The 24,135-nt window shown below is 64.2% G+C and carries 25 protein-coding genes; 15 read left to right on the forward strand and 10 right to left on the reverse strand.

Annotation, left to right across the window (positions count from 1 at the left end; translation table 11 throughout):
• Window positions 1-14 precede the first annotated feature (14 nt).
• Both idsA3 and ACNSN7_RS03400 read right to left on the reverse strand, forming a co-directional pair.
• Window positions 15-1,061, reverse strand: a complete 1,047-nt coding sequence (gene idsA3, locus ACNSN7_RS03395) for a geranylfarnesyl diphosphate synthase (protein WP_418280671.1) — start codon at window positions 1,059-1,061, stop codon at window positions 15-17.
• Window positions 1,058-2,410 (reverse strand): RNase J family beta-CASP ribonuclease, encoded by a 1,353-nt coding sequence (locus tag ACNSN7_RS03400; RefSeq protein WP_418280672.1) that lies wholly within the window; start codon window positions 2,408-2,410, stop codon window positions 1,058-1,060. Before ACNSN7_RS03400 ends, idsA3 begins: the two co-directional genes overlap by 4 nt.
• Before the next feature lie 307 nt (window positions 2,411-2,717).
• Between ACNSN7_RS03400 and ACNSN7_RS03405 the strand changes: the two genes are divergently transcribed.
• The gene (locus ACNSN7_RS03405; RefSeq protein ID WP_418280673.1) at window positions 2,718-2,960 is read left to right on the forward strand and encodes an LSM domain-containing protein; all 243 of its coding nucleotides are present in this window, start codon (window positions 2,718-2,720) and stop codon (window positions 2,958-2,960) included.
• Entirely contained in the window at window positions 2,957-3,133 is a 177-nt protein-coding gene (locus ACNSN7_RS03410; RefSeq protein ID WP_418280675.1) for a 50S ribosomal protein L37e, read from the forward strand. The genes ACNSN7_RS03405 and ACNSN7_RS03410 overlap by 4 nt, the downstream gene beginning before the upstream one ends.
• Window positions 3,134-3,171: 38 nt before the next feature.
• On the opposite strand, the gene ACNSN7_RS03415 is transcribed toward ACNSN7_RS03410, so the two are convergent.
• The gene (locus tag ACNSN7_RS03415; RefSeq protein ID WP_418280677.1) at window positions 3,172-4,500 is read right to left on the reverse strand and encodes a class-III pyridoxal-phosphate-dependent aminotransferase; all 1,329 of its coding nucleotides are present in this window, start codon (window positions 4,498-4,500) and stop codon (window positions 3,172-3,174) included.
• 191 nt (window positions 4,501-4,691) lie between these two features.
• Here ACNSN7_RS03415 and ACNSN7_RS03420 point away from each other — a divergent pair, with 191 nt between their 5' ends.
• Together ACNSN7_RS03420 and ACNSN7_RS03425 are read left to right on the forward strand one after the other, a co-directional pair.
• Window positions 4,692-5,009, forward strand: a complete 318-nt coding sequence (locus tag ACNSN7_RS03420) for an RPA12/RPB9/RPC11 RNA polymerase family protein (protein WP_418280678.1) — start codon at window positions 4,692-4,694, stop codon at window positions 5,007-5,009.
• Window positions 5,010-5,163: 154 nt separating this feature from the next.
• Window positions 5,164-6,021 carry a lamin tail domain-containing protein gene (locus ACNSN7_RS03425; RefSeq protein WP_418280680.1) on the forward strand — a complete coding sequence of 286 codons (858 nt, stop codon included), beginning with the start codon at window positions 5,164-5,166 and terminating at the stop codon, window positions 6,019-6,021.
• A gap of 52 nt (window positions 6,022-6,073) precedes the next feature.
• Here ACNSN7_RS03425 and ACNSN7_RS03430 read toward each other — a convergent pair whose 3' ends face one another.
• A complete protein-coding gene (locus ACNSN7_RS03430) occupies window positions 6,074-7,072 on the reverse strand; it encodes an AI-2E family transporter (RefSeq protein WP_418280682.1) in 999 nt (332 codons plus the stop codon).
• 215 nt (window positions 7,073-7,287) lie between these two features.
• Window positions 7,288-8,688, reverse strand: a complete 1,401-nt coding sequence (locus ACNSN7_RS03435) for an FAD-binding oxidoreductase (protein ID WP_418280684.1) — start codon at window positions 8,686-8,688, stop codon at window positions 7,288-7,290.
• Window positions 8,689-8,833: 145 nt separating this feature from the next.
• On the opposite strand from ACNSN7_RS03435, the gene ACNSN7_RS03440 reads away from it, so the two are divergent.
• The 8 genes from ACNSN7_RS03440 (at window position 8,834) to mnhG (ending at window position 16,114) form a co-directional block, all read left to right on the forward strand.
• The gene (locus ACNSN7_RS03440) at window positions 8,834-9,742 is read left to right on the forward strand and encodes a helix-turn-helix transcriptional regulator (RefSeq protein WP_418280685.1); all 909 of its coding nucleotides are present in this window, start codon (window positions 8,834-8,836) and stop codon (window positions 9,740-9,742) included.
• A 243-nt stretch (window positions 9,743-9,985) separates the two neighbouring features.
• Complete coding sequence (gene mbhE, locus ACNSN7_RS03445; protein WP_418280686.1) at window positions 9,986-12,337, forward strand: hydrogen gas-evolving membrane-bound hydrogenase subunit E; 2,352 nt, start codon at window positions 9,986-9,988, stop codon at window positions 12,335-12,337.
• Window positions 12,334-12,795, forward strand: coding sequence for an MnhB domain-containing protein (locus ACNSN7_RS03450; RefSeq protein WP_418280688.1), 462 nt, complete (start codon window positions 12,334-12,336; stop codon window positions 12,793-12,795). Before mbhE ends, ACNSN7_RS03450 begins: the two co-directional genes overlap by 4 nt.
• Entirely contained in the window at window positions 12,792-13,133 is a 342-nt protein-coding gene (locus ACNSN7_RS03455) for a sodium:proton antiporter (protein ID WP_418280690.1), read from the forward strand. The genes ACNSN7_RS03450 and ACNSN7_RS03455 overlap by 4 nt, the downstream gene beginning before the upstream one ends.
• A 4-nt stretch (window positions 13,134-13,137) precedes the next feature.
• The gene (locus ACNSN7_RS03460; RefSeq protein WP_418280691.1) at window positions 13,138-14,739 is read left to right on the forward strand and encodes a complex I subunit 5 family protein; all 1,602 of its coding nucleotides are present in this window, start codon (window positions 13,138-13,140) and stop codon (window positions 14,737-14,739) included.
• Window positions 14,736-15,407: a Na+/H+ antiporter subunit E gene (locus ACNSN7_RS03465; RefSeq protein WP_418280693.1), complete on the forward strand. Its 672-nt coding sequence runs from the start codon at window positions 14,736-14,738 to the stop codon at window positions 15,405-15,407. Before ACNSN7_RS03460 ends, ACNSN7_RS03465 begins: the two co-directional genes overlap by 4 nt.
• On the forward strand, window positions 15,397-15,693 hold the full coding sequence (locus tag ACNSN7_RS03470; RefSeq protein WP_418280694.1) for an MrpF/PhaF family protein: 297 nt from the start codon (window positions 15,397-15,399) through the stop codon (window positions 15,691-15,693). The genes ACNSN7_RS03465 and ACNSN7_RS03470 overlap by 11 nt, the downstream gene beginning before the upstream one ends.
• A gap of 67 nt (window positions 15,694-15,760) precedes the next feature.
• Complete coding sequence (gene mnhG, locus ACNSN7_RS03475) at window positions 15,761-16,114, forward strand: monovalent cation/H(+) antiporter subunit G (RefSeq protein WP_418280695.1); 354 nt, start codon at window positions 15,761-15,763, stop codon at window positions 16,112-16,114.
• Between the two features lie 651 nt (window positions 16,115-16,765).
• Here the strand turns inward: mnhG and ACNSN7_RS03480 are convergent.
• The 5 genes from ACNSN7_RS03480 to ACNSN7_RS03500 form a co-directional block, all read right to left on the reverse strand.
• A complete protein-coding gene (locus ACNSN7_RS03480) occupies window positions 16,766-17,095 on the reverse strand; it encodes a transcription factor S (protein WP_418280697.1) in 330 nt (109 codons plus the stop codon).
• A gap of 68 nt (window positions 17,096-17,163) precedes the next feature.
• A complete protein-coding gene (locus ACNSN7_RS03485; protein ID WP_418280698.1) occupies window positions 17,164-17,853 on the reverse strand; it encodes a DUF8135 domain-containing protein in 690 nt (229 codons plus the stop codon).
• Window positions 17,850-18,890: a hypothetical protein gene (locus ACNSN7_RS03490; RefSeq protein ID WP_418280700.1), complete on the reverse strand. Its 1,041-nt coding sequence runs from the start codon at window positions 18,888-18,890 to the stop codon at window positions 17,850-17,852. The genes ACNSN7_RS03485 and ACNSN7_RS03490 overlap by 4 nt, the downstream gene beginning before the upstream one ends.
• Before the next feature lie 95 nt (window positions 18,891-18,985).
• Window positions 18,986-19,822, reverse strand: a complete 837-nt coding sequence (locus ACNSN7_RS03495; RefSeq protein WP_418280701.1) for an RAD55 family ATPase — start codon at window positions 19,820-19,822, stop codon at window positions 18,986-18,988.
• 57 nt (window positions 19,823-19,879) lie between these two features.
• Window positions 19,880-20,884 (reverse strand): beta-ribofuranosylaminobenzene 5'-phosphate synthase family protein, encoded by a 1,005-nt coding sequence (locus ACNSN7_RS03500; protein WP_418280703.1) that lies wholly within the window; start codon window positions 20,882-20,884, stop codon window positions 19,880-19,882.
• Between the two features lie 199 nt (window positions 20,885-21,083).
• On the opposite strand from ACNSN7_RS03500, the gene ACNSN7_RS03505 reads away from it, so the two are divergent.
• The 3 genes from ACNSN7_RS03505 (at window position 21,084) to ACNSN7_RS03515 (ending at window position 24,074) form a co-directional block, all read left to right on the forward strand.
• Window positions 21,084-21,329 (forward strand): DUF7127 family protein, encoded by a 246-nt coding sequence (locus tag ACNSN7_RS03505; protein WP_418280704.1) that lies wholly within the window; start codon window positions 21,084-21,086, stop codon window positions 21,327-21,329.
• Entirely contained in the window at window positions 21,326-23,602 is a 2,277-nt protein-coding gene (locus ACNSN7_RS03510) for a CDC48 family AAA ATPase (protein WP_418280705.1), read from the forward strand. Before ACNSN7_RS03505 ends, ACNSN7_RS03510 begins: the two co-directional genes overlap by 4 nt.
• A 73-nt stretch (window positions 23,603-23,675) precedes the next feature.
• Complete coding sequence (locus ACNSN7_RS03515) at window positions 23,676-24,074, forward strand: DUF5778 family protein (RefSeq protein ID WP_418280706.1); 399 nt, start codon at window positions 23,676-23,678, stop codon at window positions 24,072-24,074.
• Window positions 24,075-24,135: the final 61 nt, after the last annotated feature.

Consider the following 24,135-nt stretch of genomic DNA (forward strand, 5'->3'; position numbering starts at 1 on the left):
CCGCGGAAGCCGGATCAGTACCCGCGACTGATGAGGTAGTCCGCGATGTCCTCGAGCAGGCTCCGGGCGTCGTTGTCGGGGAGCACCTGCAGGTGCTCTTTCGACCGCGCCGTGAGATCGTCGGCCATCTCGCGGGCGTAGGTGATGGATCCGGACTTCTCGAGCGCCGACACCGCCTCGTCGACCTCCGATTCGGTCACTTCAGCGGGGGTCTCGGCGTCGACGAGGTCGTCCACGTCGACGCCCTGTTGGCGTGCGTGAAGGGTGATCAGCGTCTCTTTGTCCTCGACGAGGTCCGACCCGCGCTGTTTGCCCAACTGGGCCGACGGGACGGTCAAGTCGAGCACGTCGTCCTGGATCTGGAACGCGCGGCCGGAGTCGATACCGTACTGGTATAAGGCGTCGACGACCTCCTCGTCGCAGCCGAGCAGAACCGCGGGGGTCGCCGCGGCAGCGCCGTACAGCACGGCGGTTTTCAGCTCGACCATCTCCAAGTACTCCTCTGGACGGATGTCGTCACGCGACTCGAAGGAGACGTCGAACGCCTGCCCCTCGCAGATCTCCGTGCAGGTCGTCGCGAGCAGTCGCATCGCCTCCAGCCCGTCTGCGGGGTCCGCTCCCGTCTCGGTCATGATCTCGAACGCCTTCGAGTACAGCGTGTCGCCGGCGAGGATCGCCGTCGAGGTGTCGTACTGCTCGTGGACCGCCGGCACGCCGCGCCGGAGGTCGTCCTCGTCCATGATGTCGTCGTGAATGAGGGTGAACGACTGGATCACCTCGATCGACACCGCCGCGCGCATGAGATCTATCTCCTCGCCGTCCGGCGTCGGGAACGATCGGTAGTCGGCGGTCATCGGTTCCACGTCGGAGACCGCCTCCGCCGCCAGCATCGTCACCGTTGGGCGGAGCCGTTTCCCGCCGGCTTCGAGGATGTACCGAGACGCCTCGTACAGGCGCTCGGGGCGCTGCATCGGCAGCTCCTCGTCGATAGCGGCGTTGATCAGCTCGCGCCGCTCGCGGATGGCGTCGAGCACCCGCGCCTCCGTGGTTTCGCTCGTCATTCGACGAGCTGGATCGTGTTTCCGTTCTCCGTGACGTGGAGGTCACGACCGAGCTTGTACCCCTGCGATGACGCGAGGTTGACGTACGGGGCGAACCCCTTGAGGTTCTGGTGGGCCGGGATGACGTGTTGCGGCTGCAACGCGTCGAGCATCTCGTAGTGGCCCTCCTCACGGAGGTGGCCCGAGACGTGGATGTCGTCGTAGATGCGAGCGCCCTGCATCCGGAGGAGCTGCTCGGACTGGTAGCGCTGCCCCTCGTTGGTCGGCTCCGGAATGACGCGGGCGCTGAAGACGACCTTGTCGCCGTCCTCCAGTTCGTACGGGGTCTCGCCACGGCCCATTCGGGTGAGCATCGCGCGCGGCTCGCCCTGGTGGCCCGTCACGATCGGGAGGAAGTTCCCCTTCCCCTCCTTCATGATCCGCTTGAACGCGCGGTCGACGGATTTCCGGTGACCGTACATGCCGATGTCACCCTCGAAGTCGACGAAGTCGAGCCGCTCGGCGGTACCGGAGTACTTCTCCATCGAGCGGCCGAGAAGAACCGGCTGTCGGCCGATCTCTCGGGCGTACTCGACGAGCGACTGGACGCGGGCGATGTGTGAGGAGAACGTCGTGGCGACGATCCCGCCGGAGTAGTCCTCCATCGACGTGAACGTGTCGTGGACGTGCTTTCGGGCGACGGACTCGGAGGGCGTTCGGCCCTTCCGGCCGGCGTTCGTGCAGTCCTCGACGTAACAGAGGACGCCCTCGTCCTGTCGACCGATCTCGCGGAACCGCTGCATGTCGATCGGGTCGCCGATGACCGGCGAGTGATCCATCCGCTTGTCGAGGCCGTACACGATCGCACCCTCGGGCGTGTGGAGAACCGGGTTGATCGCGTCGATGATGGAGTGAGTGACGTTGACGAACTCCATCTCGATCTGCTCGGAGTCGCCGATGGCCATCGTGCCGCCGGCCTCCATCTTCACGAGGTCGTTGTCGACCTGGAACTTGTTTTCGTCCTGGATCTGCTGTTTCACCAGCTCGATCGTGTACGGGGAGGCGACGACCGGTGCGTCGTACCGATGGGCGAGCTTGGGGATCGCTGCGATGTGGTCGAGGTGACCGTGGGTGGGAACGATCGCCTGTACGTCGCCCTCCAGATCGCTCATGATCCGGTCGTCCGGGATGGCACCCATGTCGATCAGGTCGAGACTGTGCATCTTTTCCGTCTCCACGTTGTCGTGGATCAGGACCTTACTGAGGTTCAGGCCCATGTCGAAGATGACGATGTCCTCGCCCGCTCGTACCGCCGTCATCTGCCGACCGACTTCCTCGTATCCGCCGATTGTTGCGATTTCGATTTCCATGGTTCGTGGTTGTGAACGCCGCGAAACGGCGTGTTGTCACTGAAACCCGCATAAAGGGGCCGTCAGCCCCGGCGTCTTACAGCGCGTCGGTGAAGGCCCCGCTACGGTCGAGCCGATGTCGGCTCACCGTGTCCCGCGGGAGTGTGATGGTTGATGGTACAGGGGCCCATCTTAAAAACTACGGGGTTCCGGGAGCACCGGTGCGTGCGTGCCGAACCGGAATCGACGGATTCCGGCCACGTGAGTCGTTCACTCGCTGTCTTCGGTCCCGGTATTTTTAATAGCGAGACGAGCACCGGTGTACGTAATGAGTGGACGACCCCTCGACGTGCTCGAAGCGTCGCTCGAGGAGCCCGTGACGGTGCACCTGAAGGACGGAACGACCTACTACGGGATCCTGTCCGGCTACGACCAGCACATGAACGTCGTCATCGACCCGGAGTCCGGCGTCGACGACCGCGTTGAAGACGACCTTGACGCGGAGTTCGCGGTCGCCATCGAAGACACAACGATTATACGCGGCGATAACGTCGTCTCCATCAAAGTATGACCGGCTCCGGTACGCCCTCTCAAGGGAAGAAGAACAAGACCGTTCACGTGAAGTGCCGCCGCTGTGGCGAGGCCTCCTACCACATCACAAAGGAGCGCTGCTCCTCCTGTGGCTTCGGGAAGTCCGCAAAGCGACGTGATTACGCCTGGCAGTCGAAAGCCGGCGACAACTGACGCGACGACCGTTTCTCCGTTTCGCGACAGTCGTTCAGTCAGGTAGCGTCGCGAATAGCCGCCGTTAGCAGCTCGCAGCCGATCTCGATCTCGCGTTCGGTGACGTCCATCGGCGGGAGGATCCGCAACACCTTGTAGCCGCACGCGAGGGTGAGCAGTCCGTGTCCGAGCGCCGCCGTCATCGTGTCGTCACGTACCTCCTTGCTCTCGAACTCGACGCCGAGCATGAGTCCCTTCCCGCGGACGTCGACGACTCCGTCGGGGGCCGCGTCTCGCATCGTCTCGCGGAACTGTCTGCCGCGAACGACCGCGTTGTCCATCAGGTCCTCCTCGCGGATCGCGTCGATCGTGAGCGCGCCCTGCACGGAGGCGATGACGTCGCCGGCACCCCACGTCGAGGAGAGCCGACTCTCCTCGGCTGGAAACACGTCGGATCGGGAGACAGTCGCGCCGACCCGAAGGCCCTTCGCGCTGGTGATCACGTCGGGTTCGATCGCGTAGTTGTCCGCACCCCACGTCTTCCCGGTCCGCCCGAGTCCGGACTGGATCTCGTCGGCGATGAGGGTGATGTCGTGCTCCTCGACGACGGCGGCGATCTCGTCCATGAACGCGTCGGAGGGGAACCGGTACCCGCCTTCCCCCTGGATCGGCTCCATGATCAGGTACGCGACCTCGTTCGGGTTGATGTGGCCGCGCTCGGGGTCGAGCTTTCGACGAAGCCGGGAGACGCCGTCGACGAAGAATCCACACGAACAGTCCGCGGGGGTACAGGTCCGATCGTCACAGAAGGGGACGTCGTGGACGCTGCTGATCTCCGGGAACTTCCGACGGTACACCTCCTTCGACCGGTTCAACGAGAGCGCGCCGAGGGTCCGTCCGTGGAACGCCCCGTCGAACGTGATCGCGTACTTGTCCCCGCCGGCGTGGTCGTAGGATATCTTGATCGCGTTTTCGATCGCCTCCGCTCCGGAGTTCGAGAGGAAGACGGTGTCCATGTCGTAGTGGGCGGTGAGGTCGGTGAGCCGTTCCATCAGGTCGGTCGGCCCCGGAAGCCCGTCGTCGCCGTCGACGTAGAAGTCCTGCCCCGCGATCTTCAGCGGATCGACGAGATCGAACTCCGAGAGCCGCTCCATGATCAGCGGGTTGTTGTAGCCGAGCGGAGCGGCGGCGACATGGCTCGTGAAATCGAGGAGGACGTTCCCATCGACGTCGGTGCAGAAGGGCCCCTCGGCGGGTGCAGTGCGGTCCCAGACGAAATCGTACACGTACGTGCTGGGTGCGGCCGACGCGTGGTGACGTTCGACCTGCTCTCGGGCACGTTCTCCCGGGAACTCGGTCACGTCCGGCGTCACGGTGTCGCGATCCATGGGCCATGATACGGCATCTCAGGGGTTAAACCCAACCGCTTATCGAGACCGGTGGAGAACGATCCGATCGGGCTCTGTTGAGATCTTACTCGTCAGATATAATTCAGTACAGTCAGCATGAGCAGTTGCCTGAAATCCGCGACGGATCGAAGTTAACACATATATCCGACGACCGTGTCTTCCTCCTTTATATGCGATTCTGTGACGAGTGTGGTTCGATGATGCACACGGCGGGCGAGACGTGGGTGTGTCGCTCCTGTGAGAACGAGGAGCCGCGGGACTCGCAAGCAGAATCGGCGATGACGACCCAGGATGGACAGCGGGACGACGGGGCACCCGCCGTGGCCGACGCGACCCAGGGTTCCACCGAAACGATGCAGGAGCCCTGTCCGGCGGACGACTGCGACAGCGACCGGGCCTACTACGAGATGATGCCGAAACCGGGCGGCTCCTATGAGGTTCGGCTGTTCACCTGCATCGAGTGCGGCCACAAGTGGCGCGAGTCCTGACGACGCATCTCGCGAACCCCGCCGCTTAAATATGCACAGACCGCCACATCAGACTCTCAACTCGCGGGGTCACGAGAGTAATTCCGTATTAACACCGAACAGCTCGTGAAACGGTGTCTGTAGTTAACTGGTGATCCTCCCTCCATACGCTACCATGTCCGATAACTCCGATCGCGCCGCGTGGCAGGTAACGACCGACCCCGAACGGATACGGGAGTGGGCCGAGGAGCACGAGACGGTGCCCGTACTCGCCGACGAGACGGGGGATAACCTGCGACTGCTCTCGAACCCCGCCGACGATCGCGGCGAACAGCTATCCTGGAACCAGTTCTTCGAGCGCTTCGAGACCGAGTCGCTGGCGCTCCGGTACCGAGAGACTGCGACCGGGGGAGAGGGCCAGCCGGCATACGAGCTCGTGGACAGAGACGATATCACCGGAGCGGAAGTCCGCGGACAGGAGGCCCCTGACTCCCGCGAGGCACACACGCACGAGGACGACGGCGAACGTCAGTCGACTCCCCCGGGGACGGAAGGGACCGGCGTCACACAGGTCGACAGCGAGACGGCCGCCCGGAGCGACGAGGCAGCCAAGGAGAGCGAGAGGTCGACTTCGGACGCGGAAGTGGACGGTGCCGCGGAACGGGACACCGCGATGTCGGAGTCGTCGCGCGCCGTCGAGACGGGTGCGTTCGTCCTCGACGAGATTCACGAGGCGCGCGGGCTCGGGGACGACGTCGAGGACGAGTACGTGACGTTCCGGAACACGGGCGACGAGGCGCTGAACCTCTCGGGCTGGGTCGTCGAAAACGAAGCCGGTCAGCGGTTCGCCTTCCCGGACGGGTTCACGCTCGACCCCGGCGAGAACGTCGCGGTGCACAGCGGCCGGGGATCGGACGCCGAGACCGATCTCTACTGGGGTACCACGAGCGGGGTCTGGGACGACGACGGTGATACGATCACCGTGAGGACCGCGGACGGGCGTGAGGTGCTTCGAGAGCCGTACCTGAAGTGAATCGGACGCTCGATGGGTGACGGGGTGGCGACTGACGGCGGGAGCCCGACCGTTAGTCGATTTTGGACGTCGCGAACTCGTCGGCGAACGCGTCCACAGTCACTTTGAGCATGCCGATGACGACGGGGCCATAGAAGATGCCCATGAAGCCGATGACGTAGATGCCGCCGAGGACGCCGAGGATGATGACGCTCGGGTTGATCTTCGCGTATCGGTCGACGACGATCGGTCGGAGGTAATCGTCGGAAACGCCGACGACGATCGCCCCCCACAGGAAGAGGCCGACTGCCAGCGTGGTCTGACCGTTCAGGAAAAGGAAGACGGCAGCCGGCCCCCACACGAGGAACGAGCCGACGATCGGCAGCAGCGAGAGGACGGTCATCACGACCGTCCAGAACGTGGCGTTCGGGATGCCGGTCACTATCAGGCCGAGGCCTGCGAGCAGACCCTGTATCAATGCGACGAGGACGTGACCGAACAGGACCGCTTTCAGGATGCGGTTAAGCTCGTCGTAGTACTCGCTCTGCGTGTCGTCGGCGAGTGGCATCCGGGCATGGAGCCACTCGAAGAACTCCTCGCGATCCTTCAGGAAGTAAAACAGCAGGAACAGCGTCAGCCCCACGCCGATGGCGGTGTGGGTGATCGCCCCCACCACGTTCATCACACCGTCGGGCTCAACGGCACCGGCCGCCGACTGCAGCGAACTGGAGAGGTCGACGGTTCGCCCCGTGAACCCCTCGATACGCTCCTCCAGCGGGGAGAGGGTGACGTTCCCTTCGCTGACGGCCTGGAGGAACGCGACGGCGTCCGACGCGGTCCTGTGGACGACGTACACGAACGGTAGGACGACCGTGATCGACGCCACGAGTACGATGACTGTGGCCGATCTCCCCGCACTTATCCGGCCCTCCAAGCGTTTCTGGACGGGTAAAAAGAGGACCGTAAGCAACACCGCAAGGAGGAAGAAGTTGAGGAACGGTAACACGTGCGCTACTGTCAGCGCGAGAAGAACGGCAAAGACGAGCAGGAAGACGCCTTTCGAGGTATTCATACCGATTTGACACGACGCAGGCGGAAAAGTAGGCGCTTGATGCCGGGGGAAGGGTTTCCGACGTCGCAGTTATGCGCGTCGTAACGGCCGTTCGTGTCGAACACGATCGAGTGTGCGGCAGCGCCGCCGGCGTCGATGGCCAGGGTAAACCACCGCCGTGACCCGTGGTACCGTGTTGACGAACACGCGCAAGAATCGGTCGACACTGGCCGCGCTCACTCGGTGGAGTGGGCGTCCCGATTCGGACCGAACAGGTTCGCTGGATCGTACTCGTCTTTCAACGCGATCAACCGTTCGTAAGCCGCCCCGAACGTGGTCTCCAGTGCGGCCTCGCCTCCTTCGAAAAAGCCCGGAAAGTTCAGGTAGAACGAACCGTCGGAGAACTGCCGCATGTCGGCGATGCAGTCACGGACCCACTCGACGTTAGCATCGTCGTTCGCGGCCTCCTCCCAGTTCGCCTCGATCCCGAGGAGGAACGGCGCGTGCCGGCCCGCGAACGCGCTCTCTTCGGGAGCGATATCCGTGATCGCGCCACCCAGCTCCCAGATATCGACGGTCGAGAGCGGCGACGGTGCGGTCTCCGCCCAGTAGCAGATCCGATCGATGGCGGACTCGGTGAGCCCATCAAGATAGAGCGATTTCCAGTAGTATCTCATCCCGTCCGGGTAATCCTCGTCGAAGATCCGCTGGAACTCGGCGTAGGGTACCGTCGCGCTGAAGTCGGCGATCGGGTCGCCGAGTTCCCGCAACGGTGCGAGCACCGCCTCGCCTTCCTCGGGGGGCCCCGCATAACACCCCAGAAGGCCGATCTTGCGGTCGTCCATCGCGTCGTCGGGGAACAGCTCCTCGTCGGGCATCACGCCGGTAGACGAAAGCGTGGTGGCCTCGTCGGGTGCCGTCGCGACGTACTCGCGATACGCGCGCAGACACTCGGATGCGCGTTCCCCCGGATAGAGCACGAAACAGGTCGCCACGGCCGGTCCGACCGGGTGGAGTTCGAACTCGAAGCCCGTTACGACTCCAAGTCCGCCCCCACCACCACGAAGCCCCCAGAACAGCTCCTCGTTCTCGTCGGCGCTGGCCGTCAGGTACCGGCCGTCCGCGGTGACGACGTCCACCGACCGGAGGTTGTCACAGCTCAGGCCGTACTTGCACCGGAGGTGGCCGATGCCGCCGCCGAGGGTGAGCCCTGCGACGCCGGTCTTCGAGACGACGCCCCCGGGTGTCGCCAGGCCGAACGCCTGGGTTTCGTGGTCGACGTCGGCCCAGGTGGCACCGCCCTGGACCCACGCCGTCCGCTCCTCGGGGTCGACCCACACGCCCCGCATCTCCGAGAGGTCGATCACGAGCCCGTCGTCGCAGACGGCCGTGCCGGCAACGTTGTGGCCGCCACCCCGGACGGCCACGCGAAGGCCGCTCTCGCGGGCAAATTCGACCGCATGGATGACGTCCGCCGCGCCTCGACATCGGACGACCACTCCCGGATGCTTGTCGATCATCCCGTTCCAGACGGCGCGAGCGTCGTCGTACTCGGCGTCATTGAGTTGGATCACGTCCCCGTACACGTCGGTTCGAAACCGCTCGATCCGTTCGTCGTCGATGGGTGATAGGACCATACATACTCGATAGGCTGCAGCGCTGTTAGCCTCATTCACTGAAACACGTTCGGCGGGAGACGCGCTGTTTCAGGTCGTGAGACGCCTCTCGTTTCCCGCACGCGATAACGTTACAATCTGTGCCACCCATTATTGAGGGAGTCCCATGGAGTTCCCCGGAGACGAACAAACGTCCGAGGACGGGCGTCCACCGCCCGGTTCGCCGACCCTAGAGGCCCTGCTTGAGAACGCGCGAACCCAACGGTACCTCGGACAGCGACTTGACGCCGCGGGCGACCGTGTCGACACGGACCTACTCGGCGATATCGTGCGGCACAGACCGGTCCTGGAGGCGCTCCGCACGGAGCCGCTCGACCGCCGAGAGATCGAGGAGCGCCTCGACGTCTCTCGGGCGACGAGTCACCGCTTCACGCGGTGGCTCGACGAACAGGGCTTCGTCGAGAAGGCCGACGGTCGGTTTCGGTTGACCGGGCGGGGCGAGGCGGTCGCCGACGAAGTACTTCGGTTCGAAGCGAACGTTCACACCGTCCACCGGCTCGCGCCGCTCCTGGACACGATCTGTGAGGACCACCAGGAGTTCGTCCTCGAACCGTTCGTGGACGCAAAGGTCACGCTTGCAGAGCCGAACGATCCCTACCAACCGGTCGAGCGGTTCATCTCGCTTCTCAAAGAGTCGAAGACCTTCCGTGGGTTCAACACGACGCACATGGCACCGCTCGTTCTCGGCGGGTTCCACCACCAGATCTTCGAGGAGACCGACACGGAGATCATCTATCTCCCTCACATCGTCGAGACGCTCTTCGAGACGTACCCGGAGCGCGCCCGCGAGGCGATCGACCGCGGCCACCTCGCCCTTCGGACGCGTGATGACCTTCCGTACGGTCTCGCGGTCTTCGACGAGCGCGTCGGGATCGGAGGCTACGACGAGACCACTGGACTCATGCAGGTGTTCGTCGATACGGATGCATCGATCGCGTACGAGTGGGCCGACCGGGTGTACGCCGCGGTCAGAGCGGATTCCACTCCACTCCATGAGCGGAACCCGAACTGGTGAGACACGCACGGGAGAGACGTGGTGACGTGTATCGACGATTTCCGGTAGAGATGTGGATGGAAAGCTGGCCTCGGGCACTCGCGTCCCCTCTTCCCCAGTGGTTCGTCGGCTCGTACGGATGATGTGCCCATATAAGGGATTGTGCGGCTGGAGCGTAGTACCGGTGCCCGTCGTGGATGTGAGTGCGGCCGAATCCCCGTGTTGTGTTTTTAAGTCCGTAGTGAAAGAAGGGCTACGTGTTGGATGGAGCCAACAGTATGGATCGTCGCCACGGCCATTGCTGCCCCATTCCTCACAGCAGCCGTCATACCGCTGTTTCACCGGCTGCTCGGGGACTCAACCGGCTACGTCGGCGTCGTTGTTGCGATCGTCTCGTTTGGCCTCGTTGCATCGCAACGAGGAGCGCAAGGGACAGTCGCGTTCACCTGGATCCCGTCTATGGACGTCGCTGTCCGGTTCACCGTCGACGGGTGGGCGCTGCTGTTCGCGATGCTCGCGAGCGGTATCGGCGTGCTGATTTTCAGCTATTCGGTCAGATACATGCGAGGAAAACCCAACCTCTCTCGGTTTTACGCTGCCCTGCTGGGCTTTATGGGATCGATTCTCGGCGTGGCGTTCGCTGCCGACATCGTGGTACTCTTTCTGTTCTGGGAGTTGACGAGCGTCTTCTCGTTCGTCCTCATCGGCTACCACACCGAGGATAGTGAGTCCGGGTACTCCGCACGGATGGCACTGCTCGTAACCGTCGGTGGAGGGTTGTGCTTGCTTTTCGGGTTGCTGTTGGTCGCTGTTGCAGCCGACGTGGCACTGGGTACGCGAACGTTCGATCTCACGACGATCCTCGCAAACGGCGAGGCGGTTCGAGCCGTGCTCACCGATCGGGGACTCTTCACACCGGCGCTCATCCTGATCGCTGTCGCCGCCGCCGCGAAATCGGCACAGGTCCCCTTGCACTTCTGGCTTCCGAACGCGATGGTTGCCCCGACGCCCGTCTCTGCGTTTCTCCACTCGGCGACGATGGTGAAGGTCGGCGTGTACGCCATCGGGCGGCTCCGACCGCTGTTTTACGGTGACGAGTGGATGCTCGTGTTTGCGACCATCGGACTGGTGACGATGTTGGTCGGGGCGATGCTTGCAGTGCTGGCGACCGACATCAAGGAGCTTCTGGCGTACTCCACGGCGAGTCATCTCGGTCTGATGGTGGCTGGGTTCGGGTTCCAATCTCACTACGGCCCGGAGGCCGGCGCATTTCACCTGTTCAATCACGCACTCTTCAAGGCGGCGCTGTTTCTGGTGGCCGGTATCGTCGCCCACGAAGTCGGTAGGCGACAGCTTGCTGATCTCAGTGGTCTGCGACACGACCTGCCCGTAACCGCGGGGATCACCGTCATCGCCGCGTTGAGCATGGCGGGGATACCCCCGCTCAACGGCTTCTACTCGAAGGAGCTGCTGTTCGAGGCGGCGTGGATGACCGCGAACGACGGCGGTGGTCTCGCGTGGCTCTATCCGGCTGTCGCCGTCGTAGCCGGTGTCTTCACCGTCCTCTACTCGCTTCGGTTTCTCTCGATGTTCTTCGGCGATCGCCCCGCGACCGTTACTGACGTCTCTCGGCCACCCGTAGCGCTCGTATTCCCGCCTGCAGTGCTGGCCGGGGTCGCAGCAGTTGTCAGCGTCGCCCCGCAACTCGCGATCGATGTCATCGTCCAGGATGCCGCCGCCGTGACGGCCGTCGAACCGCTTGATGTCCACGTCGGGATTCCACGCGAACTCACGGGCCCCGTCGCAATGACGATCGTCACGGTAACTGTCGGCGTCGCAGCGTACCCGTTCTTCGATCGCGTCCGCGGTGGTACAGAGGTGGTCGTGTCCACCGGCAGTGCGCTACAACCCAGTGCGTGGTACGCGCGATCGGTAACCGGCATCGAGGAGGCGAGTCGTCGCTTCGGACCGACAGTTCACAACGGATTGATCCGGACCTACGTCTGGTGGATTCTCGGCGCTGCGTGCGGTCTCACGCTACTCGGTTACGTCGTGACGTCGGTGTCTGTTCCGGCGGTAGACGTCTTCGAGACGCCGCTGGCGATGGTGCTGGTCCTGGGGGTCGCCGTCGTCGCAGCGATCACGATAACGATCGCTGACTCACACGTCACGGGGGTGCTAACGATCGGGATCCTCGGGTTCATGATCGCTATCTTCTACATCCTGGCGAGTGCTCCGGACCTCGCGTTGACACAGCTCGTCGTCGAGACGCTACTGTTACTCATCTTCCTGCTCGTCCTCGAAGAGTTGCCTGCCTTCTACAGCGACATCGAAATGGGTGTCCTCGTCAGGGACGCCGCACTTTCACTGGTGGTAGGCGCGACGGCGTTTCTGTCGGTTCTCGTTGCTGCACCCTCATCGGAGGATCCGCTCTCCGATCTGGCCCGATACTACGTCGACAACGCGGTCGAAGGTGGTGGCGGAACCAACGTCGTCAACGTCATCCTGACGGACTTCCGTGCATTCGATACGCTCGGGGAACTCGCGGTGATAGTGATCGCCGCCATTTCGGTACTGGTGTTGATCCGCATGCGCAGCCGGGGTGAAAGCCCGTGACGACGGTGATCATGCAGACGACGGGTCGCGTCGTCGTCCCGATCATCCTCGTGGTCGCGATCGAACTGGTGCTACAGGGACACGACCTCCCCGGCGGTGGTTTCATCGGGGGAGTGCTAACGGTCGTCGCCCTCGGACTGATATACGTGGCCTACGATCTCGATTATCTGGAAGTCGGCGTCCTCGGACGAGAGATCGATCCGCATGCCGGCATTTTCGAACACCGTACCGTCGTCGCGTACCGCCGTCTGTTCACGTTCGGGTTCGTTCTCGCTATCGCCAGCGGGTTCGGGGCGCTTCTGTTCGACGAGCAGTACCTCTCACAGACGTTTTTCTATATCCAACTTCCCCTCTTTGGCGACGTGGAGGTGGCGACGGCAATCGTCTTCGATGTCGGCGTCTACTGTGTCGTTGTCGGAGGGTTGCTGACGATTCTGTCGGTGGTGGGAGACGAATGAGCCTCGCGATTGCGGCGGCTGTCGGTGCGCTATTCATGCTTGGCACGTTCCTGTTGCTTAGGGACGATATCGTCCAAGTCGTCTGGGGGCTTGCCGTCATCGCCCAGGCGGCGAACGTCTATCTCATCTCGATGGGTGGTATCCAGGAGGGAACACACGATCTGGTCCCCATCTTGGTCACACACACCGGCCCGTTTCCCGAAACCGCCGATCCGCTGGTTCAAGCGTTGGTGCTGACTGCGATCGTCATCAGTTTCGGCATGACCGCGTTCGCGCTCGTCCTATCGTATCGAGCCTATCAAGAAAACGAGACGATGGACGTCACCGAATGGAGCTAACGTGATGGAGACACTCGTGATCGCGCCGATACTGATCGCGCTCGTGAGTATCGTACTTACGCTCGTCACGGGCCCATGGCCACGCTTCCAGCGAGCGGTGAGCGTCGCTGGTACGCTCGTATACACAGTCGCCGTTGGCGTCCTCGACTGGTTCGTCGTCCTCGCGCCGACTGCGCCGGGGGCCGCAGCCTATCAGGTTGGCGGCTGGACCGCACCGTTCGGTATTACGCTCGTCGCTGACGGTCTGTCAGCGTTTATGCTTACGATCGTTGCGGTCGTCGGGACCTACAGTATCACCTTCTCGGTATGCTACATGGATCGGGAGACGCAACGGGTGTACTACCACCCACTCTTCCACTTCCTGCTTTTGGGTGCGACCGGTGCGTTCCTCACGGGTGATCTCTTTAACCTCTTCATCTGGTTCGAGGTGATGCTGATGGCCAGTTATGGGTTCGTCGCGTTCTATGGTGATGCGGAACACACCGCTGCAGGGATGCGGTACGTCGTGTTGAACCTCATCGGGAGCGTGCTGATGCTGCTCGGTATCGGTGGTCTGTATGCGACCCTCGGGACGCTCAATATGGCGGACATGGCGCAGAAACTGGCCGACCCTAGCGCGGGTATCGACGTGGCTCCCGTTCTCGGTCTCTCCATGCTCGTGTTCGTTCCCTTCGCGCTGAAGGCCGGCCTGGTGCCGTTCCAGTTTTGGGTCCCTTCAGCCTATCGGGCCGCACCGCTGCCGATCACAGCGATGCTCGCCGGGGCGATGAAAAAAGTCGGGATGTACGCCATCGTTCGTTTCTACTTCACCGTCTTCGCTGGCACGACGCTTTCGGTTAGTGCGCCGGGTATCTCGGGCAACTCGCCGCTGACGTACGTCGCTCCAGTCCTCCTCACGGTTGGTTGCCTGAGCATCCTCGTTGGTGGACTCGGTGCGATCAGCCGCGACACGCTTGAGGGACTGTTGGCGTACTCCAGTATCGGACAGGTGGGATTCATCGCGGTACCGATCGGGATCGCCGCGGCGACATCGACGGGGTCGATTCAACATCTGGGGATACTCGCCGGACTCACATACGCGCTACACCACGCTCTGACGAAGAGTATGCTCTTTCTGTCCACAGCCGTGATACGCGACGGGACGGGGACGACGAGGTTAGCGAAGCTGGGTGGACTCGGTGCACGCTCGCCCGTCTTTGCCGGGGCGTTCTTCGTCGGCAGCCTCTCGTTGATCGGTGTCCCGCCGCTCGTTGGGTTCTTCGGCAAATTTCTCGCCTTCGAGACGGTTATCGTTTGGTTGGCAAGCCTGCCGACACCGAGCGCTGCGCTCGTCTTGCTGGTCCTGCTTTCGGGAGCGGTCCTGACCCTCGTGTACTCCACGCGAGCGTGGATGGGTAGTTTCTGGGGCCATCGGACCGCTGCGGTCGAAACAGCAACGCTCGACCGTCGGCAGGTGGCTTTGGTAGCGACCCTCGCGATCCTCGTGATCGCCGTCGGTGTCGGCTTCGAACCGGTCTATCAGTTCGTCGATGCCGCAGCAACTGCGGCACTCGACACCGAGGGCTACGTCGACGTGGTCGAATTGAGCGGAGGTGAGACCGCATGATGGTTCGGCGGTGGCTCGTCGCTGGCGTCCTGTTCGGCGTGCTGTGGGTGTTCGTTCGTGGAGCGGCGTTCACGCCCGCATCGCTACTCGCGAACTTTCTGGTTGGGTTGGCAGTCGGGCTCCCTGTCGCGTACGTCTTCCGGCGACTCTTCGAAGAAGAGATCGGGATCGCACAGTCGTTCACCGCTATTCCGTACGTAGTCCTCTACGTCCTCGTGTTCGTAAAGGAGGTCATCGTAGCCAACTTCGATATGGTCTACCGGGTGTTCAGTCCGCGGATGCCGCTCGAACCACAGGTCATATTTATCCCTTTGCGCGTGAAGACCACGTTAGGAATTACGACTATCGCCAACAGTATCTCCGTCACCCCTGGGACGGTCACACTCGACCACGATCCCGATACGAACGCTCTCTATGTACACGCCATCGACGGACGGGACCCGAACACGATCGTCGAACCGATACGGACCTGGGAGGACTACGCGCTCGTTATCTTCGACGAAGAGCTCTCTCCGGAGCATCCGCCGCCGGAGATCACGGTCCATCCCCCCGACCACCCGCCCGAACCGAAGACGATGACGGATCACCTCGAAGTGACGGAATCGATCGACGACCCAACTGACGCGGAATCGGATATCGAATCCGGTGATGTAAACGATGATCAATGAGGCGGCCCTCGCCGCGGCGACGATCGACGCGGCGCTGATCGTTGTCGCGGCGCTGAGTTTGCTCTGTAGTTATCGAGTTATCAGGGGGCCGACCGTCCCGGACCGCGTCGTCGCACTCGACGCCATCGCGACGAACGTCGTCGCGATCGCAATGCTGTTCGCGCTCAAGACCGACCGAGGACTGTTCGTGACCGTCAGTCTCGTGTTAGCCATCATCGGATTCCTCTCGACGGTCACCGTTGCCAAGTATCTCACAGAGGGAGACATCATTACTCGCCAATCGTAACCATGTACGACGAACATCAGCACACTGCGGTACTGCTCGTGGCCCGTACGGGAGGGATCGAGTGACGATGGTCGAGTTCGAAGCGATCCGACACCTGACCGTCATCGCGCTCGTCGTCGTCGGCACGTTCTTTCTCACGACCGGCACGATCGGGCTTCTTCGGTTTCCCAACGTCTACAACCGAATGCACGCCACGAGCAAGCCGACGACGCTCGGGACGGTCGCAACGTTCCTTGCTGGGTTCGTCCACTTCGGCCCCGGCGGCGCAGGGCTGACCTCCCTGATCGGTATCGTCTTTCTATTCCTGACGGTTCCGACGGGCGCACACATGATCTCTCGCGCTGCGCAGAAAACCGGCATCCCCTTTCTCGGAGGCGTGACGTGGCCGACGGAGGAGAGCGACGAACGCGACGATCAGTGACTCGTGTCATCCGACGGTGAATCGACTCGGAGTCCAGCCCCGTGGCATTCGCCTCGACCGCTTGTACATAGCGACCGTCCTCGCTTAAAAGGACGCAGACACGACTCCGACAGTCGTACACTTCTCCCCTCGAGAACCGGTGGACGGAAAGCTGGCCTCGGCACTCATAGGGCTCGTCATCACTGGTGCCGAGTCAGTTCGGAGCGGTGATTCGTCATCGGCCGGTCGGCCGTACGTCGCGCGGTTTTAAAAAGCGTCCGTCGCCGGGCTCACTCGACGTGGAGCGAGCCGGCGTACAGGTTCTCGTCGTCGGTTCCGTTCGGAATCGGTCGGGTGTCCGTCGGGTCGAACGTCGACGCCGAGCGCGCGATCGCGGCCGCGGCGCTCGGGAGCTGTTCGTCGTCACCGTCTGTGGTCGAATCGTCCGGAAGCGACGGCGCAGCCGTCGTCGACGGCGATGAAGCCTCCGAACGGGAGTTACTCGTGTACTACGGGTGGCACGACGAGACGTATGTGCGTATCCTTAATAATTGTTCGTGTTAGTACGGATCGTTGCGATCGGACGGGGTGTCGCGCTCGACGACGTCGGATCGGCGGACCACGGGAGCGACGAACCGTCGGACCACGGGAGCGACGAACCGCCGGCCGGGCTCAGTTGTACCCGCGCCAGCGCCGTCCACACTCCTTGCACTTAAAAAAGCGCGTCGGCGGCTCGTCGGCGGCTCCGGTCTGTTTGATCGTGTACCACGCCTCGCCGTGACCGCATTTTTCACAGACGACGTCGGTGGCGGTGGGTTTCCCCTCGAAGTTCGCGCCCTCCTCGGTCTCGATCACCTCCTCGCCCGTCTGTTCCTCGGTCGACTCGAACCGGGCGGCGAGCTCCTCGTCCCGCTCCGTCGTCGCCCCGCAGTCGTCGTTTTGACACACCATCTCGCCGTCGCGTGAGACCATCATCGAGCCGCAGTCGTCACAGAACTGCATATCCCGACGGTACGGGCCGCACCCATTTATATGACCGATTCCGCGGCCAGGCCGCTCGCCGCGAACGGTTACCGGTCGAACCGCGGACCGCCCTCGGACACCATCGGACAGCCGCGAACCCGGAACTCGTCGGTGTCGACCACTTCGACGATGGTCCCGTCCTCGTGCGTGCAGGTCGTGTCCGGCGGTGCCGAGAAGTGCGGGCACCGCTGGCAGTACTTGCGCTTGTCGACGACGTGGTCGGGACCGTCCGGATCGATCGTCGTCGCCTCCCCCCCGAACGTGACGTTGCCGTCGAGCGCGTCCCACACGTCGTCGTCGCTCAGCTCGTCGACCTCCATCCGCTCGAAGACGTCGTCGAGCGTGCCGTCGGCGTCGCTCCCGGCACCGACGTCGTCGCTCAACTCGTCGAGGTCCGCGAACGGGTCCGCGAACGGGTCCGCGTCGTCCGACCCCGCTCCCGACCACGACCCCTCGTCAGGTCCGTCGTCCGATCCCGATCCCGACCACGGCCCCTCGTCAGGTCCGTCGTCCGACCCCGACCACGGCCCCCCGTCAGATCCTGGTTCCCGGTCGGCTTCGTCCAGGCCGGGTCCGCTCTCGTCGGACTCCGGTCCGGTCGTATCGAGATCGGCGAACACGTCCGCAACGGAACCGGACTCGTCGTCCGGGTCGTCGGACGCCGCGAGTTCGTCGAAGGGATCGCGCCGGCGAGCGTGGTCCCCGTCCGCGTCGTCGTCCGGATCGTCCCTGTTCATCGGTCCGACCCCCCGTCGGCGTCGGAGAGACCGCCGTCGTTGCGAGCGGAGACGTCTCCCTCCAGCGCGGGCGGATCGCCGACGAGCAGCGTCGACGTTCCGAAGAAGCCGGTGCTCGCGTCGAGGTCGCGGAACCGCCGGTCACAGTGCGGACACTCCGGAGCCGCCAACAGCGGGACGAGCACGGTGTTTCCACACTCCTCGCAGTTGGCCTTCCGAACACCGTGTCTGTTCGCCGACGCCGTGAGCTCCGCGAGCCGCCGGCCGTCGGCGACGTACCGCTCGATCGGTTCGAGCCGTCGCTGGGTCCGAACGACCGCGTTCGCGACCTTGGACAGCTTCTCCGGCAGCTCCTCGTGTCGCATCCCGAGGTCCTCGACGGACGCTTCGAGGTCGGTGAGCCGGTCGTCGATGTCGTCGAAGCGATCGACTCCCTCGAGCTCGTCCTCGACGCCGTCCAGTCGGTCGTCGACCGCTTCGATCGCCGCATCAAGCTCCGCGACGGCGTCCTCTATCTCCGGATGCGCGTGGTCGTTCGACGCGTTCGATTCCACGTCCCGATAGAGCGTTACGACCCGCTCACGGAGGTCCGCTATCTTCTCGCCGACGTCGGCTTCGAGTTCTGCGAGGCCGGCCGACGTGTCCTCGACTGCCGAGTCGAGCTCTCGAAGCTCGACCGATATCTCGTCGACCTCGGCGACGAGCGCGTCGATATCGACCGCGAGGTCGTCGACGGACGAGTCGATCCGGTCGGTCCGTTCCCCGAGCTCACTGACGACCGACCGGATCGCTGCGACCTCGTCCTCGCTCGGTGTCGTCTCGTCGATGGACGCGAGACGCCGCTCGATCGCCGCGACCTCGTCGGCGTCCGGTACCTCGATGTCGTTCGCCTCCGCGAGCGCGACAATGACTCGTTCGAGAACCTCCTCGCGGCTCACGTCGGCGTCGCGTGCGGCGTTCGCCACTGCACGCTCCGCCGCGTCGAGATCCTCGTCGATCGAATCGAGGCTCCCGTCGGCCGCATCGAGGTCAGTCATCGCGGCTCACCTGCATCGACTAGTCTTTGGACGGGTGTCCTTAAGTAATCTGCCGCGCGAGCGCGCTCGATCGATACTCGCCGGATCGGTCGAGGTCATCGGATCTTTCGAACGTCACTGATGTCGAATCCGCCGTCGTGGATCTCCGTCTCGAATCGGACGATGTTCTCCTCCTCCAGCCGGGAGAGGACGCCGCGGAACTCCCGGACGACCATCGTTCGAGCACGCTGGGATCCGCCGCTCTCCCACGCGAACCGGAGCGTCCCGCCGGCGGCGTCCATCAGAACACCGAACTCCCTGTCGGTGAGCGCCTCCTCGTTGACCAGAACGAGGATCAGCCCTTTCCAGTGGTACGCGGCCTTCTTGAGCCCCTTCATCACCATCGCGATGTCGGTCCACTCCAGTTCGTCGGACACCGAGGACACGAGGTCCGTGACCGAGTCGAGACAGACGACGTTGCCGGGAGCGTGCTCGGTGAGGTAGTCGCCGATAGCGGTCAACACCGCCGGGTTTCGCCCGCGCTCGCTCAGTTCGGTGATCGACGTCGTCTCTCCCTCGTACCACTCGCGGGGGATCGGACTGGCCTGGAAGAACTCAGGTGAGAGGTCGCGGAACGTGATCTCAGGCATCGCCGCTTCGACGATCTCCTCGGACATCGTGTACTCCATCTCTCGCGTGAGCGCGTCGACCCCGGCGGTAAACGAGAGGTAATGAACCTCCGGCGGAACGGCGGCGTCGGCGTCGAGATCGCCGTAGTACAGGTCGAACAGTTCCTCGTCGCCGCGCGCGAGGGCGTTCATCGCCGCGCTCGTGTAGAGAAACTCCCGTGCGCCAGCGCCCGACTCGCCCGCGAGCAACACCACGTTTCCGGGCGGTGCACCGCCGCCGAGCAGCGAGTCGAGTCTGGCGACGCCGAACGGAACACGAGACATACTCCCTCTCGGGAGGGCTCACCGCTTAGTGTTGTTGCTCGCGCGGTCCGTGCCGACTCACTCCTCTATCCGGGCACCGTCGTTGGTTCCGCTGACGACGGACACCTCGCCGTCGACGCCGGCCGCGTCGAGAGCGCGCTCGCCCGCCGCCAGCGCCGCGTCCGCGTGGTCGACGTTCGTGACGCCGTAGACGGTCGGTCCCCACGAGGACTGCCCGGCTCCGAACACCGCCGGCGACGACTCCAGCGAGGTGACGACGTCGCCGACGGGCGGTCGGTACACGCCGCCCTGTTCGTCGGCGTACCACGCGCCGTTGAGTCGTCCGATCTCCGCGACTGCGGCCCCGAACGGCTCCGCGCGGCCCTCGGCGATCGCCGGGAGCACCCGTCGAGTGACGATCCCCGCGATGCGGTCGGCGAGTCCCGGATCGGCCCGTTCGACGGCGCCGCGCATGGCGGCGTCCTCGACGCCGCCGCTCCGCCCCGGCTCCGCGTTCGGTCGGACGAGCAGGAACCGCCAGTCCTCCGGGACGGTGTGGCGCGCGGCCACCGCCGGCACCGTCCACTCCCCGTCCGTCGGCCGATCGGTCGTGAACCGGGCGGTCGGGTGGCCGGCGTCGAGGACGAACCCGCCGCGCTCGAACGCGGCGACTCCGATCCCCGAGCGACCGCCGCGACCGAGCGCCGGAGCGTGCTCTCGAACCCGGGGGGCGTGACCGTACGTGCGGGAGATCGCGGCGAGGGTCGTCGCCGCCAGCTGGGTTCCGCTTCCGAGGCCCGCGTGACGGGGGAGCGACTCGTGGACAACCACCGACGCACCCGGTACGTCGAGGAGATCGCACGCTCGCTCAGCGTACGTACGGACGTCGGCGATATCGTCGACAGTGGCGTGAACGTCGGCGGTACTGCCGACAGTGGCGTCGACGACGTCGTTCGGCTCCGCCTCGACGACGGTTCGAGGGGCCGCGAGGGCGACGCCGAACGCGCCGTACAGGCGCTCGTGGGAGAGACTGAGGTTGGTAAATCCGAAGTGGAGGCGGGCACCGGCGCTGACACGGGTCATCTCGTCCCGTCTTCAGGCGGGACCCGGAAAGGGGTCGCGACGTGGGCGGCGTTTGCCAGTGTCGATGGGTGGCGCGGTCGAACCGTCGGTGGATCGGTGTGAACCACAACACAACCGACTCGATCGGCGGCTATCACGTCATGCGATCATTGGCGATGGATTTAAATACCTACATACCTAACCTGTAGTTAGGAATACGATGACACTCACCCAATCTACCGGCGGTGACGCGCTGTTTCGCCGCTACGACTACGAGGACAAGTGGGTCGTCGCTGCCGACGTCGGCGTCGACGACGAGACGATCACCGTCGACACCGTCGGCGACACCGCGATCATCGTGATCGAGGACGGCGACGAGCCGGTCGAATCGGAGTTCACGCTCCCCGGAACGGCCGATAGCGTTTCGGTGATCAACGGCGTACTCACGGTCGAGGGAGCGCTATGAAACTCACTGTTAAACCGCTGAAACAGAAGGACGCCGGCCGCCGTCTCGCCGCGATCGACCGCGTCGCCGCCGAGGAGCTCGATCTCTCCGGCGGAGACTTCATTCGCGTCGAGGGGCAAGAGGGCGCGGCGATCGCACGCGTCTGGCCCGGCTACCCCGAGGACGACGGCACGGGAATCGTGCGTATCGACGGGAAGCTCCGCCAGGAGGCGAGCGTCGGTATCGACGACCGCGTGACGATCGAGCCCGTCGACGTCGAGCCCGCCGAACGGGTCACCATCGCGTTACCCCAACGGCTGGGGATCCGCGGCAACATCGACGCGTTGATCCGTCGTGAGCTGGGCGGTCAGCCAGTCACGGAGGGGCAGAACGTCCAGCTCCCGCTCGGCTTCGGCTTCATGGGCGGACAGTCGCAGGCGGTCCCGCTGAAGATCGCCTCGACGTCGCCGACGGGAACCGTCGTCGTCACCGACTCGACGGAGATCGAGATCTCCGAGAAGCCGGCCGAGGAGATCATGGACGGTGCGGGTCCCAGCGGCACGGCACCGAGCGACGGAACCCCGGACGTGGCCTACGAGGACATCGGCGGCCTCGACGACGAGCTCGAACAGGTCCGCGAGATGATCGAGCTGCCGATGCGGCACCCGGAGCTGTTCAAGCGGCTCGGCATCGACCCGCCGAAGGGCGTCCTGCTCCACGGCCCGCCGGGGACGGGGAAGACCCTGATCGCCAAGGCGGTCGCCAACGAGATCGACGCCAGCTTCCACACGATCTCCGGCCCGGAGATCATGTCGAAATACTACGGCGAGAGCGAGGAGCAGCTCCGTGACGTGTTCGAGGAGGCGACCGAGGAGGCCCCCGCGATCGTGTTCATGGACGAGCTCGACTCGATCGCGCCCAAACGCGAGGAGGCCGGCGGCGACGTGGAACGCCGCGTCGTGGCACAGTTGCTCTCGCTGATGGACGGCTTAGAGGAGCGCGGCGAGGTCGTCGTCATCGGCGCGACAAACCGCGTCGACGCCATCGACCCGGCGCTCCGGCGCGGCGGTCGGTTCGACCGCGAGATCGAGGTCGGCGTCCCCGACCGCGACGGCCGCAAGGAGATCCTGCAGGTCCACACGCGGAAGATGCCGCTGACCGACGACATCGATCTGGACGAGTACGCGGAGAACACGCACGGCTTCGTCGGTGCGGACCTCGAATCGCTGGCCAAGGAGTCGGCGATGCACGCGCTGCGGCGGATTCGCCCCGAACTCGATCTCGAGAGCGACGAGATCGACGCCGACGTGTTGAACTCGATCCAGGTCACGGAGAACGACTTCAAACAGGCACTGAAAGGGATCGAACCCTCCGCGCTCCGCGAGGTGTTCGTCGAGGTGCCGGACGTCAGTTGGGCCGAGGTCGGTGGCTTGGAGGACACCAAAGAACGGCTCCGTGAGACGATCCAGTGGCCACTGGAGTACCCCGAGGTGTTCGAGGAGCTCGACATGCAGGCCGCCAAGGGCGTGTTGATGTACGGTCCGCCGGGGACGGGCAAGACCCTGCTCGCGAAGGCCGTCGCCAACGAGGCGGAGTCGAACTTCATCTCGATCAAGGGGCCGGAACTGCTGAACAAGTTCGTGGGCGAGTCCGAGAAGGGCGTCCGCGAGGTGTTCAGCAAGGCACGCGAGAACGCGCCGACGATCGTGTTCTTCGACGAGATCGACTCGATCGCGACCGAGCGCGGCAAGAACTCCGGCGACTCCGGCGTCGGCGAGCGTGTGGTCTCACAGCTGCTGACGGAGCTGGACGGGCTCGAATCGCTGGAGGACGTCGTCGTCATCGCGACGACGAACCGGCCGGACCTGATCGACTCCGCGCTGCTCCGCCCCGGACGGCTCGACCGACACGTCCACGTGCCGGTCCCGGACGAGGAGGCGCGGCGGAAGATCCTCGACGTCCACACGCGGAACAAGCCTCTCGCGGACGACGTCGACCTCGACGCCCTCGCACGGAAGACGGAGGGGTACGTCGGAGCCGACATCGAGGCGGTCGCCCGCGAGGCGTCGATGAACGCCTCCCGGGAGTTCATCGCCAGCGTGTCCAGAGAGGAGGTCGGCGAGTCCGTCGGCAACGTTCGCGTGACGATGGAACACTTCGAGGACGCCCTGAACGAGGTCCTGCCGAGCGTCACTCCCGAGACGCGAGAGCGGTACGAGGAGATCGAACGGCAGTTCCAGCGGTCGGAGGTGGATCGTTCGCCCGAGGCCGAACCCGGCGGCGCGTTCCAGTAAGCGCCTCGACCCTCATCGCGGTCTCGCGACCGGGATCGGTATTCGTTTATCAGTCGAGCGAAAACGACGACGTATGAGCGAGACACTCGAGACCGACCTGTACGAGCGGACGAAGGCGCTGCTCGAACCGGGAGAGATCGAGCTGGCCGGCTGTATCATCCACACCGATCTGTCGGGTCGAGAGGACCTCGAAATGCACGATCTGACCGTCGCCGCGAACGAGGTCATCGCCGATCACGCCGGCAAGGGAGAGACGTACATCGAGGCGGGCAACGACGACACCGACTTCTCCTCGAACCAGTTCCAGGGACTCACCCTCGACGACGAGGCGTTCGTCTGGGAGTGTCAACAGCTGCTCCGCGACGGCACGTTCGATCTCGTGTTCTACTACGAGGCGGGCGTCGATCAGACGGCGCTCGCGGACGACCTCGCGGAGCTCGACGGCGTCGACCGCGTCACCCAGGTTCCGTAGCGCTGTCACGGTCGAGAGACGCCCGTCTTTGTCACCGTCACCGTCACCGTCCTCGTCACCG

Source organism: Halorubrum rarum (assembly GCF_048380895.1).
In the GTDB taxonomy this organism is placed as follows: domain Archaea; phylum Halobacteriota; class Halobacteria; order Halobacteriales; family Haloferacaceae; genus Halorubrum.

Coding starts and splice junctions, on each gene's coding strand:
- ACNSN7_RS03440 (WP_418280685.1), top strand. CDS start 8,834: ATGGAGTTCCCCGGAGACGAACAAACGTCCGAGGACGGGCGTCCACCG.
- ACNSN7_RS03405 (WP_418280673.1), top strand. CDS start 2,718: ATGAGTGGACGACCCCTCGACGTGCTCGAAGCGTCGCTCGAGGAGCCC.
- ACNSN7_RS03500 (WP_418280703.1), bottom strand. CDS start 20,884: ATGACCCGTGTCAGCGCCGGTGCCCGCCTCCACTTCGGATTTACCAAC.
- ACNSN7_RS03415 (WP_418280677.1), bottom strand. CDS start 4,500: ATGGATCGCGACACCGTGACGCCGGACGTGACCGAGTTCCCGGGAGAA.
- ACNSN7_RS03505 (WP_418280704.1), top strand. CDS start 21,084: ATGACACTCACCCAATCTACCGGCGGTGACGCGCTGTTTCGCCGCTAC.
- ACNSN7_RS03495 (WP_418280701.1), bottom strand. CDS start 19,822: ATGTCTCGTGTTCCGTTCGGCGTCGCCAGACTCGACTCGCTGCTCGGC.
- ACNSN7_RS03460 (WP_418280691.1), top strand. CDS start 13,138: ATGGAGACACTCGTGATCGCGCCGATACTGATCGCGCTCGTGAGTATC.
- ACNSN7_RS03455 (WP_418280690.1), top strand. CDS start 12,792: ATGAGCCTCGCGATTGCGGCGGCTGTCGGTGCGCTATTCATGCTTGGC.
- ACNSN7_RS03425 (WP_418280680.1), top strand. CDS start 5,164: ATGTCCGATAACTCCGATCGCGCCGCGTGGCAGGTAACGACCGACCCC.
- ACNSN7_RS03400 (WP_418280672.1), bottom strand. CDS start 2,410: ATGGAAATCGAAATCGCAACAATCGGCGGATACGAGGAAGTCGGTCGG.
- ACNSN7_RS03430 (WP_418280682.1), bottom strand. CDS start 7,072: ATGAATACCTCGAAAGGCGTCTTCCTGCTCGTCTTTGCCGTTCTTCTC.
- ACNSN7_RS03410 (WP_418280675.1), top strand. CDS start 2,957: ATGACCGGCTCCGGTACGCCCTCTCAAGGGAAGAAGAACAAGACCGTT.
- ACNSN7_RS03490 (WP_418280700.1), bottom strand. CDS start 18,890: ATGACTGACCTCGATGCGGCCGACGGGAGCCTCGATTCGATCGACGAG.
- ACNSN7_RS03420 (WP_418280678.1), top strand. CDS start 4,692: ATGCGATTCTGTGACGAGTGTGGTTCGATGATGCACACGGCGGGCGAG.
- ACNSN7_RS03515 (WP_418280706.1), top strand. CDS start 23,676: ATGAGCGAGACACTCGAGACCGACCTGTACGAGCGGACGAAGGCGCTG.
- idsA3 (WP_418280671.1), bottom strand. CDS start 1,061: ATGACGAGCGAAACCACGGAGGCGCGGGTGCTCGACGCCATCCGCGAG.
- mnhG (WP_418280695.1), top strand. CDS start 15,761: ATGGTCGAGTTCGAAGCGATCCGACACCTGACCGTCATCGCGCTCGTC.
- ACNSN7_RS03470 (WP_418280694.1), top strand. CDS start 15,397: ATGATCAATGAGGCGGCCCTCGCCGCGGCGACGATCGACGCGGCGCTG.
- ACNSN7_RS03480 (WP_418280697.1), bottom strand. CDS start 17,095: ATGCAGTTCTGTGACGACTGCGGCTCGATGATGGTCTCACGCGACGGC.
- ACNSN7_RS03465 (WP_418280693.1), top strand. CDS start 14,736: ATGATGGTTCGGCGGTGGCTCGTCGCTGGCGTCCTGTTCGGCGTGCTG.
- ACNSN7_RS03510 (WP_418280705.1), top strand. CDS start 21,326: ATGAAACTCACTGTTAAACCGCTGAAACAGAAGGACGCCGGCCGCCGT.
- mbhE (WP_418280686.1), top strand. CDS start 9,986: ATGGAGCCAACAGTATGGATCGTCGCCACGGCCATTGCTGCCCCATTC.
- ACNSN7_RS03485 (WP_418280698.1), bottom strand. CDS start 17,853: ATGAACAGGGACGATCCGGACGACGACGCGGACGGGGACCACGCTCGC.
- ACNSN7_RS03435 (WP_418280684.1), bottom strand. CDS start 8,688: ATGGTCCTATCACCCATCGACGACGAACGGATCGAGCGGTTTCGAACC.